This window comes from Mariniflexile sp. HMF6888 (genome assembly GCF_044335535.1).
Classification (GTDB): Bacteria; Bacteroidota; Bacteroidia; order Flavobacteriales; family Flavobacteriaceae; genus Mariniflexile.
This window is the reverse complement of the sequence record NZ_JBIQVZ010000002.1, coordinates 331005-350625: the sequence shown is the minus strand read 5'-3', so window position 1 is coordinate 350625 and position 19621 is coordinate 331005. Positions and strand designations below refer to the sequence as shown.

Sequence of the window (19621 nt, the reverse complement as noted above, 5' to 3'; positions counted from 1 at the left end):
ATGAACACAAAAAATAAAAATATATTAAAAATGGTAGGTATCCTATTTGTTGGGGTTCTACTTGGATGGTTGGTTTTTGGAGGAAGTGATGCTCCAAAATCTGAGGATGAACATAGTCATGTAGAAGGCATGGAAACCATTTGGACCTGTTCCATGCATCCACAAATACAGATGAAAGAACCTGGTCAATGTCCATTATGCGGTATGGATTTAATTCCATTGGAGTCGAATGATTCTGCAATAGACCCCAATGCGCTTCAGATGACCGAGGATGCTATGAAATTGGCCAATGTTCAAACGATGGTCGTAGGAGGAAGTAAGGAAACCAACAAAAAGTTGGCTCTGAATGGTAAAGTGCAGATTGATGAGCGTAAACTATACACGCAATCATCTCATATTCCGGGTAGAATTGAAAAGTTATATATCAATTTTACAGGGGAAAAGGTAAATCGTGGGCAAACATTGGCGATGGTCTATTCTCCTGAATTGGTGACCGCCCAAGAAGAATTGCTACAAGCTTATCGTATCAAAGAGACGCAACCAGAATTATTTGAAGCTGCTAAGCAAAAACTAAATAATTGGAAAATAGGAGAGAGCACAATAAATAAAATAATAAGTAGCAATAAGCCCATCCAACAATTTCCGATTACTGCAGATGTTTCAGGTATTATCACTGCTAAAAAAGTCGATTTAGGCGATTATGTAAGTCAAGGCATGCCCATCTATGAAATAGCAGATTTATCATCTCTTTGGGTGCTTTTTGATGTGTATGAAAGCGATATGCCTTGGGTAAAAGTTGGCAACAAAATAAATTATACCATCCAATCGTTGCCGGGAGAATCCTTTGAAGGAGTCGTTACCTTTATAGATCCTTTGATAAACCCACAAACGCGGGTCGCATCGGCACGAGTTGAGGTAAAAAATCCTGAAAATAAACTAAAACCTGAAATGTTTGCATCAGGTGTTGTAAATAATAATGTCAGTACTTCAACGTCTAAAGACATTGTGATTCCAAAATCGGCAGTGATGTGGACTGGTGAACGTTCGGTTGTTTACATCAAAAGTATCGTTTCCAATAAGGTAAACTTCAAACTGAGAGAAGTCATATTGGGAGCTTCCCTTGGAGATGCTTATGTTATAAAAGAAGGACTTTCAATAGGAGAAGAAATTGTAGTTAATGGCACATTTACTGTTGATGCGGCTTCACAATTGGCAGGTAAACCAAGCATGATGAACCCAGAGGGTGGAAAAGCAGTAACAGGACATGAAGGCATGAATATGGGTGACGACGACATGAAACGACCATGACTTTGTACACCCAAGGAAATGATTATTAGGGGGTATGGAATAGAGTAATAGAAAATAAAAAATAGAGAATAGAACCAATACCAAGAGCCAAGAATCAAGAGCCTTTGCAACTTTACAATCAATAAATAGAACAATAATTAATAATTTTAAAACAATAAAAAATGAAAAATTTAAAAACGACCATGGGAATTTTAGCAATGGCTTTTATAGCTTTTACAACACTATCGTGTAAAAACGAAACAAAAAAGACAGACACAGAAGAAAATATGCATATTATGGAAACAAATCATAATGATGATGAATCTATGAACCATGAATCGGACTATCAAAAAAATCCAGCAACAACGCCAATTATAGAAGCTTATATTCAAATTAAAAATGGTCTGGTTGCAGATAGTAAAGAGAAAGCCGCAAACGGAGCAGAGGTATTGTTAAAAGCTTTTTCGGCATTTGATATGACAAAATTGACCGAAGATAAACACAAAGCATATATGGAAATATTGGAAAGTGCCAAAGAGCATGCTGAACATATAGTAAAAAGTTCTATTGACCACCAAAGAGAACATTTTGAAGCTTTAAGTACAGACATTAGTGATATGATAGCTTTGCTTGGGACAGAAAAAACACTTTACAAAGATTTTTGCCCGATGGCAAACAACAATAAAGGAGCCTATTGGTTAAGTGAAGTCAAAGACATTAAAAACCCATATTTTGGATCTAAAATGTTGAAATGCGGTAGTGTGAAATCGCAAATTAATTAAATGAAAATTGTTAAAATCGTTATCATGATTTTATGTGTTGTGTTTGTGGGTATTCAATTTATACCCACAAAACGCAACGAAAGTCATCTTTTATCAACTAGCGATTTTATGATGGTGAATACGGTACCGAAGCCAATAGAATCAAAAATTAAGGAGTCCTGTTATGATTGCCATAGCAACCACACAAATTACCCTTGGTACAATAAAATACAACCTATTGCTTGGTTTATGGAAGACCATATAAAGGAAGGCAAAAAAGAATTAAACTTTAGTGACTGGGAAAATGTCTCAGACCGAAGGAAGAAAAGCAAGCTTAAATCCATAATCAGTCAAATTAAGAATGACGAAATGCCGCTGTCTTCCTATACTTTAATTCATCGTGATGCAATTTTTTCTGTAAGTGACAAAAAATTGATTGTGGATTGGTTTCAAAAGTTAATGAATAGTATATAAAAATGAAAAAAAAGATTCTCATAAAAAACATGGTTTGTAACCGTTGTACATCCACCATCTATACCGAACTGAAAAAAGCAGGTTTTGATATTGACTCCATTGAATTGGGCCAGGTTATATTAAATACCAATTCATCTCATGATGATTCGATTGTGGAATCCATTTTGAAACACCATGGCTTTGAAATTATAAAAGATGAAACCGATGTGTTGATAGAGCATCTAAAAATGTCACTCATCAAAAAAATAGAATCAAACGAAATCAATAATTTATCAACTTTTCTGAGCAAACATTTTAACAAATCGTATTCTGCCTTAAGTAAGCTATTCAGTAAAAAAGAAGGAATAACCATTGAGAAATACTTGATCAATCTTAAAATAGAACGTGTTAAGGAGCTTATTCAATTAGGGCAATTAAACTTTTCAGAAATAGCTTATGCTCTCAATTATAATAACAGCAGTCATTTATCCAGTCAATTTAAAACCGTAACAGGGATGTCTATGAGTTCATACAGATCATTGCAAAACTGGGATAGAAAAACGTTGGACCAAATTGTATAAGAATTATCCAAAACTGTACAAATGTAGATGGGTTGTAGAAACTAATTTTCATAATATGATAAATAATTCTTAAATTAAGGAATAATAAACAGCTTTAAAGTGACCAATGATTGAAGTCACATTTATCGAAAATGCCATAATGATATTTATGGCGGTAACACTGCTAACTTTTAATACATAATATGATGAAATCACATATATTTTGGATGATATTTGGTTGTGTTCTTCCACTATTGTTAATATTCCTGGCTCCAAGTTTAGGATTGGGTGAAAACGTCTCCTTATTCATTTTTATAATTCTGATGTTCGGATGCCATCTATTGATGCCACATCACAAACATCATAAACGGGATCAAAACAACGAAAACAGAATAAATAAATAGTAATCTAAAAATTAAATATTATGAGAACATTAGTAATTATTTTTTCGGTAGTAGGTTTTATGACGTTAAATAGTTGTAAGCAAAAACCAGACGTTCAAGCATTGCTTGAAAATGCAGAAACAAGAAGTGAAATTATTCAATCGATTGTCAATAATCATAATTTTATGAATGAATTTATGGAGCATATGCAAGGCAATCAAAAAATGATGAATATGATGATGGAGGATGAAGATATGCAGATGATGAAAGACAGTGTGATGACAAAGAATATGATGCATTCTATGATGAAAGATGGAAAAATGATGGGTATAATGATGCAAATGATGCATAAGGAAGGAATGATGAGCGAAGATTGTATGAGGTCCAGTATGAAGATGATGAGTGACAATGGAATGGGTATGGGCGATATGCATAATAATAGTAATTAACTTAAACATTAAAACCAAGAAATCATGATGTATTTATGGATTATTCCACTGGTAATTGTCCTATTGGCGATTTTGTGGTATGTTAAAAAAGAAAAATAGTATAAACAAGCAGGAATGTGACAGCACGTTCCTGCAAAAAATAAGATAGTATGCATTTTTATGATGGACATTTTGGCGGTATGCACGCCTTACCGAAGCATTGCTTTATTTAGGCTGTATGGTGGTAATGTTTACGGTCGGTCAAGAAGGCTCGGTAAAATTTTTCAACAGTTTATTACACGGACTGGATGTTTCAACCATAATAAGAATGGAAATCCCATTTTGGGAAGCTGGTATTGGAATTGTTCAAACGTTTATCTTGAGTTGGTTGATAGGTGCTTGTATCGCAGCATTGTATAATGGGCAAATTAAGAAATGAAATGAAAACACTTTAGGTGAAGCAAAATAATTTACGTAAAAATGGAACGAAGTAAGTGCAAAATTCAAACAAATTGGTATGTGCTAACAGGTGGGCCGTGTACTGGTAAAACCACAATGGTAAATATGTTGGCAACACAAGGTTATAAAACCACCATAGAGCACGCTAGGCATTACATAGATTCACAAAGGGAGAATGGGGAAAACGTGGAAGAAATTCGGGCAAATAAAAAGAAATTTCAAGAAGGCGTATTAGATATGCAAATTGAAGAAGAAATGGGGCTAAACCCTCAAGATACGGTATTTCTTGATAGAGCAATACCCGATGCAATGGCCTATTATCAGTTTTTAAATTTAGAATACGATAAGAAGTTGCTTGATGCTATGGAGTTGTTTTGCTACAAAAAAATATTCATTCTAGATAGACTTCCACTGGTAAATGATTATGCAAGACGTGAAGATATAGAAGAGCAAACCAGAATTCATAACTTAATCATCAAAGTATATGAATCGCTACCATGCCCAACAGTTTTTGTACCAGTATTATCACCAGTTGAAAGAATGAATTTTATTATTGACAATATAATTACAAAACTGGGATAGAAAAACGTTAAACCAAATTATATAAATTTTTTCCAAAATTGTGTACATCACGTTTAGCTTTAGATGGTAAATTTGAATATAAATTAAAATCTTAATGCCATGAAACACCCTTTATAATAGTATTCATACATATGAGGATGGTTATTCAGGGTGTTCCATCTGACAGTCAAAAAACAATAAAAATAAGCAGATGACACACACATATCATATACACGGAATGACTTGCATGGGTTGCCGTAGTCACGTGGAAGAAACACTTTCAAAAGTTAAAGGTGTTTTAAATGCAACGGTCAATTTAGAAAAAGCAGAAGCCATTATAGAAATGGAGACTCATATTCCCATTGAAACATTTCAAGAAGCTTTAAAAAGTGATGGAGCTAGATATACTATCCATAATTTAGGAGACCATCAACATAAAGAACAGATAAAAGAAGAAAAACCTAAAGGAAAAGGTACGGGAACTTTTTATTGTCCCATGCATTGTGAAGGGGATAAGACCTATGATAAAGCTGGAGATTGTCCTGTTTGTGGAATGGACTTGGTACAGGAGCAATCCCCCCTCCTTGGGAGGGGGCTAGGGGGAGGCTATACTTGTCCTATGCACCCTGAAATTGTAAAAGACGAACCAGGTTCTTGCCCTATTTGCGGAATGGATTTAGTACCTATGGAAGCAGACACTTCTGAAGAAAACAAAATCTATAAAAGGTTATTGAAAAAGTTCTGGATTGCTGTAGCATTTACAGTTCCTATTTTTCTATTAGCCATGTCCGAAATGTTAGATCATAATCCTTTATATGACCTTTTAGAGCAAAAATATTGGAACTGGATTCAATTTGCATTGTCAATTCCGGTGGTGTTTTATGCTACTTGGATGTTTTTTGAACGGGCTTACAAATCTATTGTCACTTGGAACCTCAATATGTTTACGCTCATAGGGATTGGATCTGGTATTGCATGGGTCTTTAGTGTATTTGCCTTATTGTTCTCTAATGCATTTCCAGATGAATTTAAAACTGCAGATGGAAACGTATTTGTTTATTTTGAAGCGGCAACAGTCATTTTAACCCTCGTGTTGTTGGGGCAATTATTGGAAGCCAGAGCGCATAGTCAAACAAGCGGTGCCATTAAGGAATTGTTAAAATTAGTTCCGTCAACAGCGACTTTAGTTGAAGACGGTAAAGATAAAGTCATAGCCATTGATAAAATTCAGCAAGGTAATTTACTACGTGTAAAACCTGGAGAAAAAATCCCAGTAGATGGTAGTATTGTAGAAGGCAGTAGTAGCATAGATGAATCGATGATTACAGGGGAGCCAATTCCCGTTGATAAGGAGGTAAATGATAGCGTAACTTCGGGAACGATTAATGGGACAAAATCATTCATTATGAAAGCTGAAAAAGTGGGTTCGGAAACTTTGCTTTCCCAAATCATTCATATGGTGAATGCTGCAAGTCGGTCTAAAGCACCTATTCAAAAGTTAGCGGATAAAATTTCTAAATACTTTGTGCCCATTGTTATCGGGGTTTCGGTAATCACGTTTGCAGCTTGGACCATTTATGGTCCAGAACCAGCTTATGTATTCGCACTTGTAAATGCCATAGCCGTATTAATCATTGCATGTCCATGTGCATTAGGCTTGGCAACACCTATGTCTGTAATGGTTGGTGTTGGCAGAGGTGCACAATCTGGAGTATTGATAAAAAATGCGGAAGCTTTAGAGAAAATGAATAAAGTGAATACGCTAATTGTAGATAAAACGGGAACCATTACAGAAGGAAAGCCATCTGTTGAAAAAGTCATTTCCACAAGTGAGCTAAAAGAAGAAACTTTAGTTCAGTTTATAACGTCATTAAATCAGTATAGTGAGCATCCTTTGGCAGAAGCTGTTGTGAATTATGGTAAATTGAATCATGTTTCAATTATTAAAGTAGATGATTTTGAAGCCGTTGCTGGAAAAGGCGTTGTAGGAAGCGTTGGAATGAAAAAAATAGCATTAGGGAATGCAAAACTTTTAGAGCAATTATCGATTTCTATCCCAGAAGATTTAGCTAATAAAGTAGTGAACGAACAAGAACAAGGAAAGACAGTTTCATATATTGCGGTTGCTGATGAGGCCGTTGGCTATGTAACCATTTTTGATGCTATTAAATCAACCAGTAAAAAAGCCATTAAAGAACTTCAGCATTTGGGCGTTGAAGTGATCATGCTCACTGGAGATAATAAAAATACTGCTAAAGCAGTTGCAGAGCAGTTAAATTTAAAACACTATAAAGCAGAATGTCTTCCAGAGGATAAGTTAAACGAAATTAAATCACTTCAAGAACAAGGAAAAGTAGTCGCTATGGCAGGCGACGGCATTAATGATGCACCTGCATTAGCACAATCGGATGTTGGTGTAGCGATGGGAACTGGAACAGATGTAGCTATCGAGAGTGCTTCCATTACGCTTGTAAAAGGAGATTTGCAAGGCATTGTTAAAGCTAAAAAGCTAAGTCATGGCGTTGTTAGAAATATTAAGCAAAACCTGTTTTTCGCATTTGTTTACAATGTTTTTGGTGTACCTATTGCTGCGGGTGTTTTATATCCGGTTTTTGGATTGTTATTATCACCCATGATCGCAGCATTAGCAATGAGCTTTAGCTCTGTATCCGTTATTGCTAATGCTTTACGGTTAAGGAAAATTAAAATATAAACGATACTATTTCAGTAGAATATCCTTAATTTATAATTGAGATTTTTTTTTGGTATTTTCAATGTCTATTTGTCTCTATACTTTATAAATAGAAATATGTTTTGTTTTAATTGATGTCCGATAAAACTTTTGTAATTCACTGCAAACACGGTGATAATGGTTTTTTAAGAGATTACTGATTTGTGGGCTTGTGTTTTGTAATAATTAGTTACTTATCTAGTAATTATTAAAACAGACACACAAATAGACATTTGTATATCAATTTGTTGCCATTTAGTCTATATTCTTTAGTCTATATTCTATTTTCTTTTAAAGTGGTCTTGACTCTTTAATCGGACACTAATGAAACGTATGTTTATAATATTTAAGTAAGTACCATATTTTACTTCAAAACTAAATTATGCTAATAAATTCAATCATTAGCACAATTAATTACATCTTAAAACTAACTATACTGTATTAATAAAAATCATAAAATGTAAAAAACACAATAAAAAAATTCGATAAAACGCTTGTTTTTAACGATTAATTACATAGATTTGTTTTTTAATCCCTAAATCATAGATATGAAAACAAAAATTATTCTATTTAGTGTAGTTTTATTTTTAATGGCAGGAGTAAGCTTTGCCCAGAAAAAGAATGAACCAAAAAGTATTATTAGTGAAAAAGTAGCTATAAAGAAGTATCATAAAAAGGAAGAATTAGAACGTATGCAAAAAGGTGAGTTGTTATCCCTTTATATAGAACGCATAGAAGTTTTAATAAAAACATTACCTTATATTGCCTTTGCAACAAAGCCAGGTGTTACAATGAGTACTTTAGGGATTCCAAATGATAACGATAATAGAAAAATATTAGATAGTCAGTTTGAATCTACAGATGATTATATGGAGGCTACTACAGAATTTCATAAAAAAATCTTGCCGTATTCAGATACCAACAAATTAATTTCTGCTATTATATTCTATGAGGAAATTATGAAATCGTTGCATGAGTATAGTGCCTATCATTAAAATTTCAAGACAACTATCTAAATTACCCAAAAGAACTAATAAATTAATACCCAAACACAAAGTGAATCTTGGTTTCTAAGATTCGCTTTTTTATAGTATAGCAAAAAATTCAACGCAATTATTTTTAATATAACAACACAGATATTTTTTTAATAAAATGTTTTTAGTCTATAATATGTGCATTTCATCGATTTTATTTAAAGACAAATTTATTTATTTTGTGTATTTCAACGAAATATTTGGTATTTCGTGGAATATTTTATAGATTTGACCCATAATTCGTCGAAAAATCTTATTTAGTTTTTATAATAAAAAAATACAACTATGAAAAACCTCACTCAAATAACATTAATATTTCTTCTTATATTAGGAAATGTCTATGCTCAACAGGAAAAAGGAATTATAGGATCCAATAATTGGTTGTACAACTGGACAGAGTTTAAACCTAGCCAAAAACAGTACGACGAACCTACGCAAATATTGGCGGGAAACATTGATAAAGATACAAAATTACTTAAAAGAGAAACCTACATGTTGTTAGGAAGTGTTTTTGTTACTAACAATGCAACGCTTACTATAGAACCAGGAACGGTCATTATAGGTGATTTTTCTTCAAAGGCATCATTAACAATTACTAAAGGAGCAAAAATTATTGCAGATGGTCTTGAAACAGACCCTATTATTTTTACTTCTAATAGAGGTATTAAACGATCAGGCGATTGGGGTGGATTAATTATTTTAGGAGATGCTCCAACAAATAAATTCGGCAATGGCTCGGTAGCATCTTTTTATAGTGATTTACCTCAATCTTCATACAGTAGTACCAATTATGGAGGCGAAAATGTAGAAGGTAATTCGGGGATTTTAAGATATGTTAGAATCGAATTTGCAGGAAAAAGAATTAAAAACGATGATTACTTTAATGGTTTGTTATTGGCTTGTGTTGGAAATAAAACCATTTTAGAAAATATCATGGTTAGCTATTCGGCAGGTAACTCTTTTGAAGCATGGGGCGGTGATATTTGTTTAAATAAATTAGTATCATATAGATCGAACAGTAACGATTTTAAATTTAATTATGGGGTGCAATGTAAAATGGATAATTCTTTAGCTATTAGATCTCCTTATGTATCTAGCAGTACCGCTGCCAGATGTTTACAAGTGGCGTCTTATAATAATAGGGAAGAAGTAGATTTTGCTAAAAAAGGAACCTTAGTAAATGCAAATAATTTAACATTTTTAAATGATAGCGAAAATTTAAAATCGGATATAGAAAAAGGCTTGGTTAAAGAAGCTGTTTATATAGGTCAGAACGCTAAGTTAGATATGAATAAAAGTGTTATTTCTGGCTTTAATCCAGCAGTCATATTAGAAAGTACCATTAATATCAATCAAGAAAGTTTAGAAAAAATCAAGTTTGCCAATATGTATTTCAATAATTGTAAAGGAAATATTTTTGTTGAAAACGATTCTAATAACGAAGATTTAGAAAATTGGTATGGTAACAGCGCTTTTTTTAATGTGTATTCTAAAAGTAATAATGCCGAAACCTTTATTGATTTTTCAAATGAAAAACGACCAGACTTTAGATTGCGTATTAATAAAATAATAGCGTCAAAAGATGCTGTTTATGCCAAAGAAGATTTAGGAATTAAAGATTGAGTTATTAACTAAATTATAATGAAGTTGATAAAACATTAGTTCTTTATTTTCTTGTTGCTTTGGATAATTTAAAAAATTCTTTTTCAGCCAAGGTTATTAGGATGATAAAATTTTTTAGAAGCTTTATTCACAAAAGAAAACAATATAGCATGAAGAACTTTACTTTTATAAACATTCTTGTTTTTTTTGTATTTTTTTTAACTGAAAGAACTGTTAATGCGCAAATAGTAATTGGTAAACCCAGTTTGGGCTTTAGCCAAGCTTGTGCGAGCACATCATTTAATACCTATAATACAACCTTTACTTTCTCGCCAGATACGTCCTTAGGAGGCACCAACCAGTTTATCATAGAGCTTTCAGATAATACCGGTAGTTTTACAAATGCTACTGTTATTTATACATCAACTCAAGGAGCCGTAACAACTTCACCGGCAACTTTAAGTTTTTCTTTGCCAACTACCACAGCAGGAGAAGCTTATAAAATTAGAATTAAAAGCACTGCTCCGGCAGCAACCAGTACGGGTTCAGATGCTTTTGCGGCATATTATAAATTACAGGATACCCCATTTACTATTAATAATTTAATTTCGACAGGTGCTTATTGTGCCGGAGGAAGCTATTTATTAACTATCGACAATCCTGGGACTGGTGACAATGATTCACCTTTAAAATACCCATCGTTAACCTTTAATTGGTATAAAGTTAATGAAGCTAATCCAACAACATCGATATTTGTAGCCTCAGGAGAAACATTATCTGTAAATACTCCAGGAACTTATTTTGCCAAAACAAATTATGGCACCTGTACATCAGAGTCCTATTCAAATCGTGTCACAATCAGTGAAGCAACTTCAGGTGGAACTTCAACAATTACTTCTAGTTTAGGAAATCCGTATTGCTCAAGTGAAGGTGCTACAACATTAAGTACTATTAATGGGAATAGTTATAAATGGTTCAAAGATGGTGCCGAAATACAAGGAGCAACCAATCAAACGTATGTAACTAATGAGGCTGGAGCTTATACTGTATCTGTTAATTTGGGCAATTGTACGACAACCGCAACAATAGATCTAGATAATAGCGGATTTACAAGTAACATAAATGTTCCGGAGGTACCGGAATTTAACACTTTAGGAACAGACGGCACCTTAGTTGTTACTGTAACAACCAATGCAAGCAATCCAGAATTTGAATGGTATTTTAATGAAACGATTATACCAACAGCCACCAGTAATAGTTATGAAGCCTCTAAGTCTGGTAATTATAAAGTAGCCGTTACACAAACAGATGGCTGTATGGCGACAACAGAACACCATTTTTCAATATCTGAACCATTTCCCGACGTGGAAGCCATCCCTAATTTAATTAGTCCGAATAATGATGGTTATAACGACACTTGGGTAATTCCTCAAGCATATGTGGCAGGCACCAATACACAGGTGGTCATATTAAGTTCTCAAGGAAAAGTGATGCTTCAAACCAATAATTATCAAAACAATTGGCCAGAAAACCAAATAGACTTCAATGCTGTAAACCCTGTTTACTACTACATAATTACAACAGCGACCAACAAAACTAAAAAAGGCTCTATAACGGTTGTAAAATAATATGCTAAAACATCTACTATATATATTAATTTTTTTGTGTTTATCACAAACGCTTCATACGCAAGAAGACGGTGTTGTTGCTTTTGCGTTGCCTGTTAGAAACTCTTTAAAGTTTAACAAATATGCCATAAATCCAACATTTAGTTTTGTAAGGGAACAAAATAAATACCTTAGTTTTACTAACAAACGCCAATGGGTTCAGTTTGATAATGCACCTCAAACGTATCTGTTTAGTTATTCAGGAAGGTTTGCTGAAAATTCAGGAGCTAGTATTGGCTTGTTTCAACAAAATTATGGCGTGTTAACTACTTTTGGAGGTGTGTTAAATTATGCCTATAATGTTGTTTTAGATAGAGATAATAATTTAACTTTTGGTTTGAATTTGGGTTTTTATAAAAGTGGTATTAATGAAGGTAATGTTATTACAAATTTCTCAGACCCTTCGTTAGAAAATGTACCTTCAAACATGCTTGGTACGATCAATCCAGGTATAAACTATGGTACTGCTTTTTTTGATTTTGGCGTGTCTCTAAACAATCTTGTTTCCTATAATTTCAAAACATCTCAAATTATCGAAGAAAACCCTGAGCAAAGCGTTCAAGCACATGTAATGTACACGGGCTATGTAGATAGTCGTGGTTTTTTTGATAGTAGCAAATTTTCAAGTTTAGTGCGGTCGGAATTCAAAAAAGACCAAACCGTCCTTTCAGGAATTATGATGCTAACAACAGCGAAAGGTATTTGGGGGCAAGCGGGTTATAATACTTTATATGGATTATCCGCAGGAATTGGACTTAATATAACCAGTCAAATTGCCATAGAGTATAATTATGAAAAGGAAATGGGTGACATGTCCACTTTTGGAAATTCACACGAAGTTACTTTGGCATATAAATTCGCTAAACGGGAACGCTACAATTATAGTGATGACGATGATGAAGGCGCATTAATTTCTCCAGTAAAAAAATCAAGAAACGCTTTAGCAAAACGTAATACGACAACAGGAGGTAAAGTAGATAGAAAAGCCATTGCAGAAGCCAAAGCACAGGCTAGGGCAGAGGCGCTGGCCAAATTAGAAGAGAAAAAAGCTGCCCGACTTAAATTGATTGAAGAATCTAAACAAGACACCGATTCGCAAGCCAAAGCCGAAGAAGAAGCTAGGGTTAAACTAGCCCAAGAAGCCAAAGCCAAGGCAGAAGAAGCAGCTAGGATTAAACTAGTCCAAGAAGTCAAAGCCAAAGCAGAAGAGGCAGCTAGAATTAAACTAGTCCAAGAAGTCAAAGCCAAAGCAGAAGAGGCAGCTAGAATTAAACTAGCTCAGGAAACTCAAGCTAAAGCCGAAGAAGCAGCTAGGATTAAACTAGCCCAAGAAGTCAAAGCCAAAGCCGAAGAAGCAGCTAGAGTTAAACTAGCCCAAGAAGCTAAAGCCAAGGCAGATGAAGCAGCTAAGGTTAAACAAGCACAGGAAGCTCAAGCCAAAGCCGAAGAAGCATCTAGGGTTAAACTAGCTCAGGAAGCTAAAGTCAAAGCCGAAGAAGCAGCTAGAGTTAAACTAGCCCAAGAAGCCAAAGCCAAAGCCGATGAAGCAGCTAAGGTTAAACAAGCACAGGAAGCTAAAGCCAAAGCCGAAGAAGCAGCTAGAGTTAAACTAGCCCAAGAAGCCAAAGCCAAGGCAGATGAAGCAGCTAAGGTTAAACTAGCCCAGGAAGCTAAAGCCAAAGCCGAAGAAGCAGCTAGAGTTAAACAAGCCCAGGAAGCTAAAGCCAAAGCCGAAGAAGCAGCTAGGATTAAACAAGCACAAGAAGCCAAAGCCAAGGCAGAAGAGACAGCTAGGGTTAAACTAGCCCAAGAAGCCAAAGCCAAAGCCGAAGAAGCAGCTAGAGTTAAACTAGCCCAGGAAGCCAAAGCTAAAGCAGATGAAGCAGCTAAGGTTAAACAAGCCCAGGAAGCTAAAGCCAAAGCCGAAGAAGAAGCTAGGATTAAACAAGAAGAATTAGACGCTGCTTTAATCTCAGTTCCAAAAGATGCCACTGGTATAGCTATGCAAAATTTAACAAAATTAGCTTCAGATTCTAAAATCGAACAAACCGAATTAATAATCAAATTGAACGAAACCGTAGTTAGTAGGAAAAAAGATCTTCGAGATTTAAAACAAGAAAATGATTTAAGTGAACAAGGTATTTATACCGAGCCTAAACCTTTTAAAAGCGTATCAGCTGAAAATGCTGCTTTAGAATCTTTAAAAGTTCAGATTGATGATGTTATAAAATCCCAAGACATAAAAATCAAAGAATTAGAAAATCTGTATAAAGAAAGACTTAAAAATGTTCCTAATGAAGAAGATGCAATAAACATGATTTATCTAAATGAAATTTTAATACTAAAAGAAGCCCAAACGAAAGCGAAACGTTCAAAAGAAACTTTAGTATCGGAATTGGAAAGTATTAAAATAGCGACCGAAATAGAGCGTAAACGACGTATAAAACGTGCTGCATATGATAATGAACAAGATCGATATAACAAAGACCGAGCAGCACTGAAACTAATAAAACAAATTACAGAAGTAAGTGAGGTACCACTTAAGGAGTCGGATTTCGATTTTGGAGAAGAACAGAGCGATAATATTCAAATTATTAAGGATGTTAGAAATGTAGAAAGTGGCTATTACCTTGTAATTGCTGTGCATAGTGATGTAGCTAAAAGAGATGAGTTTTTAACAAAAGCTGTAGCGGCGGGACAAAACAACATTAACTTCTTTTACGATGTAGCTACCAATAAATATTATATTTATTATGATAAATTTGATGGCATTGAGAGTGCTAGATATGCCATGAAATCAAAAGGTAACACTCCTTATAATGGTAAAATGTCTATGGTGAAAATTGAAAATTAGTTTTCACAATAGTTTTCAATGGTATTAATTTTCAATTGTTTATGCATTATAATCAATGGAAACGTCTTAAATATCTTTTATAATATTCTAGAATTCCTTTAATCTAAAGGATCCCTCGGGGCTTGCCCCGAGGGTTCACTTTATTCGTGTCCGATTCTAACTCTCTTTGAGGAGAGGTCAAAACTGTCAGACAGTTTTGGGTGAGGTGTCATAAATAAATTTTCGGTTTTTTGTACTTTTAGGACAAAATGAAACGAGTAAAATACTCCTATGGCTCTGCCGGAGATTATTCGTTTTAAGAATTTTATTTATTTAAAACAGAAATGCAAACAGACATTTGAATATCAATTTGTTGCCATTTAGTTTATGAAGTGGTTTAAACTTTTTTCCATTGAATCGAAGATCAGTCATTTTTTGTCCAAAGAATTATTTTTTTCAATAAATACGTCAATTAAAAGATTACATTTCTTACATTTAAGCACTAAATAATTTATATGCTTAAAAAAGTTTTTGGAAGTGCCGTTTTTGGTGTAGAAGCCACGACCATCACCGTTGAAGTGAATACCGATACAGGTATTGGATATCATTTAGTTGGCTTACCAGATAACGCTATTAAAGAGAGTAACTACCGTATTGCAGCGGCACTTCAAAATAATGGATACAGGATTCCCGGTAAAAAGATTATCATTAACATGTCGCCTGCCGATTTACGAAAAGAAGGTTCAGCCTACGATTTAACTTTGGCAATAGGCATTTTAGCGTCTTCCAATCAAATTCAAGCCGAAAATTTAGACCGTTATATTATTATGGGCGAATTGTCGCTTGACGGTACTTTACAGCCCATAAAAGGCGCATTGCCCATTGCGGTAAAAGCACGAGAAGAAGGTTTTAAAGGATTTATTTTGCCAAGTCAGAATGCAAAAGAGGCTGCCATTGTCGATAATCTAGAGGTTTACGGTATTGAAAATATTGAGCAGGTTATTAACTATTTTAATAAAGGAGAACCCTTAGAACAAACCATTGTAAATACCCGAGAAGAGTTTGAGAAAAATTTAGATTTTCCAGAACACGATTTCTCCGATGTTAGGGGGCAAGAAGGTATCAAGCGCTGTATGGAAATTGCAGCAGCTGGTGGACATAATATTATTTTAATTGGGCCTCCAGGTGCAGGAAAAACCATGTTGGCAAAACGCTTGCCAAGTATTTTACCACCGATGACGCTCCATGAAGCGCTGGAAACCACAAAAATTCATTCGGTTGTTGGGCGTGTAAAAGACACAGGTCTTATGGCACAACGGCCATTTCGGAGTCCGCACCACACCATATCAAACGTTGCGCTTGTTGGCGGTGGTAGCTTTCCACAACCGGGAGAGATTTCGTTATCACATAATGGTGTGTTGTTTTTAGATGAATTGCCCGAATTTAAGCGGGATGTTTTAGAAGTCTTGCGTCAGCCATTAGAAGATAGGGAAGTGACTATTTCGCGTGCGAAGTTTACAGTGACCTATCCATCATCATTTATGTTGGTGGCAAGCATGAATCCCAGTCCCGGGGGCTATTTTAACGACCCGAATGCACCAGTAACGTCTAGTCCTGCCGAAATGCAACGCTATTTAAGTAAAATTTCAGGTCCTTTGTTGGATCGCATTGATATTCATATTGAAGTAACGCCCGTACCTTTTGAAAAACTATCGGAAGACAGAAAAGGAGAAACCTCGGTAGATATTAGAAAGCGAGTTACTAAAGCTAGGGAGCTTCAAACCGACCGTTTTAAAGAAAGTGATCTAGTACATTACAATGCGCAGATGAGCACCAAACAAATCAGAAAACATTGTGTGTTGGACGAAGCCTCCAAGCAGTTATTAAAAACCGCTATGGAACGATTGAATTTATCGGCACGTGCCTATGACAGAATCCTAAAAGTTTCAAGAACCATTGCCGATTTAGAAGGTGTTGAAAGCGTAAATGGGTCGCACATTAGTGAAGCCATTCAATATAGAAGTTTGGATAGGGAAGGCTGGTTGGGTTAATTCCCGCGGCTTGTGCTGAACTTGTTTCAGTAAGGCGGGAATCTTTTTAATTAATAAATTTTTTGTTATGAAATTAAAAATCGGTGGCTATAAAGTGGATTATGTAAAAACTTATTGGTGTGATAGTAGAGATATTGAAGTTAAATTACCACAATATATATTGGGGGATGATGTAAGAATAAAAGTTAATAATAAATGGGTAAAATGTAGGTTTAATTATCAAAATCGTAAAGATAAAACTAATGTTGACATAAGTGCTAATGCATATAAATACGATAAGAATAATAGTAAAGGAACGTCTGAACTAGGTGAAGTTAATCAACAGGGATATTTTACAACTTTAAAAATTAACAAATTTAATCGTTTGATGATTAAGATTTACAATATACTTTATGGTTGTAAAATTCAAATTTTGAAAACTATTGATTGGATTAAAAGTATTAAGGTGAATTTTATTCTTATATCTATTAGTGGTTTAATTGCAACATCATATTATTTTATTAATATATGGTTTGATAATGTATTACAAAAACTAATCAATGAGAGTGTTTTTGTTCAATCACTAATTGTGTTTCTGAGTATTTCGAGTTTGATTAATATTTTTCATCCTTTTACTCTGAGAAGAGAAATAAGTATGAAAGAGGTTGATATATTTTTAAAAAAGAGGCAAAAGATAAAGCGAAAAGGGATGAAAGATTGAGAAGAAGATCTGTTTAGATTTTAAAAAAACGACTCTGCTTAGTAGAACTTAGGGTAGATGCTCTTTTTAATTAAGATAAAAACCAATCTTTGACGCCACGAGCGTGACGTTCGCGGGAGCGGGGTTAACCCCATTACAATTGAAAACAATAACTTTATAGAAATTTTAGACAATTAAACAGTTCTAATCTGGGGAAGCTTACAAGATGAAATGTATGAATTTTAATTTAATATTGTAAGTTTTTTTTCTATATTGCCTTATATAATTTACTAACCAACCCAACAAGTTATGAAACATTTACTTTTTTTTATTTTTCTATTAATTTTTGTTTTCAATACAACTTTGGAAGCACAAGACGGAGGAGCTAAACCAAAATCGAAATGTGGAACAGAAGATTCTACTGGAATTAAAACAACAGTGTTTACTATAGATTTAGGTCAACCGGATATAAAGAGCGTTCAAAATAGTAGTAAAAAAAATAAATTAGTTTTTACAAACAAAAGCCCAATTCAAGTTAAATTGATAAATGGTAACCCTTTTAAGTATAGGTATGTTTTGAATTATAATCTAGTTAATTTATTTTTTGATGAAAACCTTATTCCTTTTAGTAGTAGAGGAATTGAAATTGATAAAAATGTAGGTTCTATTGATAGTATTGATGAAAAAAAAGTATTAGCTACAAATGATGAAATTAATACTGAACAAAATAAACTTCTTATTGAGGTCAATGATTTAAAAGTAACGTTAAATGGTTATATTAAAAGTTTAGCTCATAAGGACGAATTAGATTTTGACCAATTTGACAAAGAAAGAAAAGAATTTAAAAATTCATTTGAAGATGCTTTAAATAAAGATTATTATTTAGATAATCAAATTGAAAACCTAACTACACCATCTACTTTAACTATTGATAATCAAAAAAAAATAAATCAACTACTAAAAGATTGTGATGAGAAATTAGAATTATTAATGAGTGTTAATACATCCATTTATTTGTATCCAATTGATGTAAATGGTGATAACATTGATTATGTTGAAATTACTTTACAAAGAACAAATATTAATACTTCAGTTGTTGAAAAGCCTTATGTATATAAATTGTGGATAAGAGGTGGTGTTAAAGTTGATTTTAGTGGTGGTGCATTTATAAGTTCTATTTTTGATAATACATATATTTTAACAAATGCTTTAGATGATACGGGAATGCCAAATGGAAAGAAAACAATTTTAAGACAAGATAATGGTAATTATGATTTCGGTTTTGGAGCAATGGTTAACGTATCTCTAAGGGGTGGGTCTTGGTTAAGACCTTCATTGAATGTTGGAGCTTTATTTACAAGTAATCAAAAATTTCAATTGTTAACTGGTTTAGGCTTTATTGTAGGTAAAAAGGAAAGGTTTATTTTTCATACAGGCTTGTCAATGGGACGTGTTAGTGTTTTGCAGGATAATTTTATTGCAGATAATGAAACTCAGTATGATTTAGGAAATGCAGGAAACCCTCCGATAGTTGATAAATTTAAATTCGGTCATTTCTTTGGAATAACGTATAATTTTGGGAAACCAAAATCACAAGACTCAGAATAATATTAACGAAAATAATTAAATACATTATTTTAAAATGAGTTTAGAATTAGAATTTGATGATGTTAAGAAACTTAGGAAATCATTATTGGTTGCATCAGTAATTGGTATATTTTTAGCCAAATTAGTAAAGTATTCAAAAGAAGATACTACTATTGATTTTTTAGGTTTTTCATTACCTATTGGTGATGCAACGTTTTTGCCAAATTATATTGGTTACTTGATTATATTTTTCACTATTGCTTTAATTATTAGATATAATAACGATACATTTAAAAAGGAATATGAAAAAACAATAAAGATAATTTCAAACGAAAGAATATCCCAATATAATTTTAAATTCAATAGTGAAGAAGAATTAGCTAGAAAAAGACTTTTAAAAGATTTTGATGAAAAGGTTAAATTAAAAGCTAATTTCACATACTATTCGGTTATGGTTTTAGATATTATATTTCCAATTGTTTTAGCTTTATTTGCTTTAGCAGTAATTTTTATAAAACTTTAATATTTTCCCCAATACCTTATAA

16 protein-coding genes are annotated in these 19621 nt (G+C 33.5%); all 16 read left to right on the top strand.

Annotated features, from left to right (window positions below; translation table 11 throughout):
• The 16 genes from ACGLWY_RS06835 (at window position 1) to ACGLWY_RS06760 (ending at window position 19599) form a co-directional block, all read left to right on the top strand.
• Window positions 1-1308 carry an efflux RND transporter periplasmic adaptor subunit gene (locus ACGLWY_RS06835; RefSeq protein ID WP_396618929.1) on the top strand — a complete coding sequence of 436 codons (1308 nt, stop codon included), beginning with the start codon at window positions 1-3 and terminating at the stop codon, window positions 1306-1308.
• A 161-nt stretch (window positions 1309-1469) separates the two neighbouring features.
• Window positions 1470-2069, top strand: a complete 600-nt coding sequence (locus ACGLWY_RS06830; protein ID WP_396618928.1) for a DUF3347 domain-containing protein — start codon at window positions 1470-1472, stop codon at window positions 2067-2069.
• Window positions 2070-2522, top strand: coding sequence for a heme-binding domain-containing protein (locus tag ACGLWY_RS06825; protein ID WP_396618927.1), 453 nt, complete (start codon window positions 2070-2072; stop codon window positions 2520-2522).
• Between the two features lie 2 nt (window positions 2523-2524).
• Window positions 2525-3082, top strand: a complete 558-nt coding sequence (locus tag ACGLWY_RS06820; protein ID WP_396618926.1) for a helix-turn-helix domain-containing protein — start codon at window positions 2525-2527, stop codon at window positions 3080-3082.
• A 403-nt stretch (window positions 3083-3485) separates the two neighbouring features.
• Window positions 3486-3893, top strand: coding sequence for a hypothetical protein (locus ACGLWY_RS06815; protein WP_396618925.1), 408 nt, complete (start codon window positions 3486-3488; stop codon window positions 3891-3893).
• Window positions 3894-4092: 199 nt separating this feature from the next.
• The gene (locus tag ACGLWY_RS06810; protein ID WP_396618924.1) at window positions 4093-4311 is read left to right on the top strand and encodes a DUF5676 family membrane protein; all 219 of its coding nucleotides are present in this window, start codon (window positions 4093-4095) and stop codon (window positions 4309-4311) included.
• Between the two features lie 41 nt (window positions 4312-4352).
• Window positions 4353-4913, top strand: a complete 561-nt coding sequence (locus ACGLWY_RS06805; RefSeq protein WP_396618923.1) for an AAA family ATPase — start codon at window positions 4353-4355, stop codon at window positions 4911-4913.
• 190 nt (window positions 4914-5103) lie between these two features.
• A complete protein-coding gene (locus ACGLWY_RS06800; protein ID WP_396618922.1) occupies window positions 5104-7605 on the top strand; it encodes a heavy metal translocating P-type ATPase in 2502 nt (833 codons plus the stop codon).
• A 566-nt stretch (window positions 7606-8171) separates the two neighbouring features.
• Window positions 8172-8618, top strand: coding sequence for a hypothetical protein (locus ACGLWY_RS06795; protein WP_396618921.1), 447 nt, complete (start codon window positions 8172-8174; stop codon window positions 8616-8618).
• A gap of 324 nt (window positions 8619-8942) precedes the next feature.
• Window positions 8943-10280 (top strand): hypothetical protein, encoded by a 1338-nt coding sequence (locus ACGLWY_RS06790; RefSeq protein WP_396618920.1) that lies wholly within the window; start codon window positions 8943-8945, stop codon window positions 10278-10280.
• A gap of 149 nt (window positions 10281-10429) precedes the next feature.
• On the top strand, window positions 10430-11887 hold the full coding sequence (locus ACGLWY_RS06785) for a gliding motility-associated C-terminal domain-containing protein (RefSeq protein WP_396618919.1): 1458 nt from the start codon (window positions 10430-10432) through the stop codon (window positions 11885-11887).
• A 1-nt stretch (window position 11888) separates the two neighbouring features.
• Window positions 11889-14780: a PorP/SprF family type IX secretion system membrane protein gene (locus ACGLWY_RS06780; protein WP_396618918.1), complete on the top strand. Its 2892-nt coding sequence runs from the start codon at window positions 11889-11891 to the stop codon at window positions 14778-14780.
• 494 nt (window positions 14781-15274) lie between these two features.
• Complete coding sequence (locus tag ACGLWY_RS06775; RefSeq protein ID WP_396618917.1) at window positions 15275-16810, top strand: YifB family Mg chelatase-like AAA ATPase; 1536 nt, start codon at window positions 15275-15277, stop codon at window positions 16808-16810.
• Window positions 16811-16877: 67 nt separating this feature from the next.
• Window positions 16878-17510, top strand: coding sequence for a hypothetical protein (locus ACGLWY_RS06770; RefSeq protein WP_396618916.1), 633 nt, complete (start codon window positions 16878-16880; stop codon window positions 17508-17510).
• Between the two features lie 288 nt (window positions 17511-17798).
• Window positions 17799-19097, top strand: a complete 1299-nt coding sequence (locus tag ACGLWY_RS06765; protein WP_396618915.1) for a hypothetical protein — start codon at window positions 17799-17801, stop codon at window positions 19095-19097.
• Window positions 19098-19131: 34 nt separating this feature from the next.
• Window positions 19132-19599, top strand: a complete 468-nt coding sequence (locus ACGLWY_RS06760) for a hypothetical protein (RefSeq protein WP_396618914.1) — start codon at window positions 19132-19134, stop codon at window positions 19597-19599.
• Window positions 19600-19621: the final 22 nt, after the last annotated feature.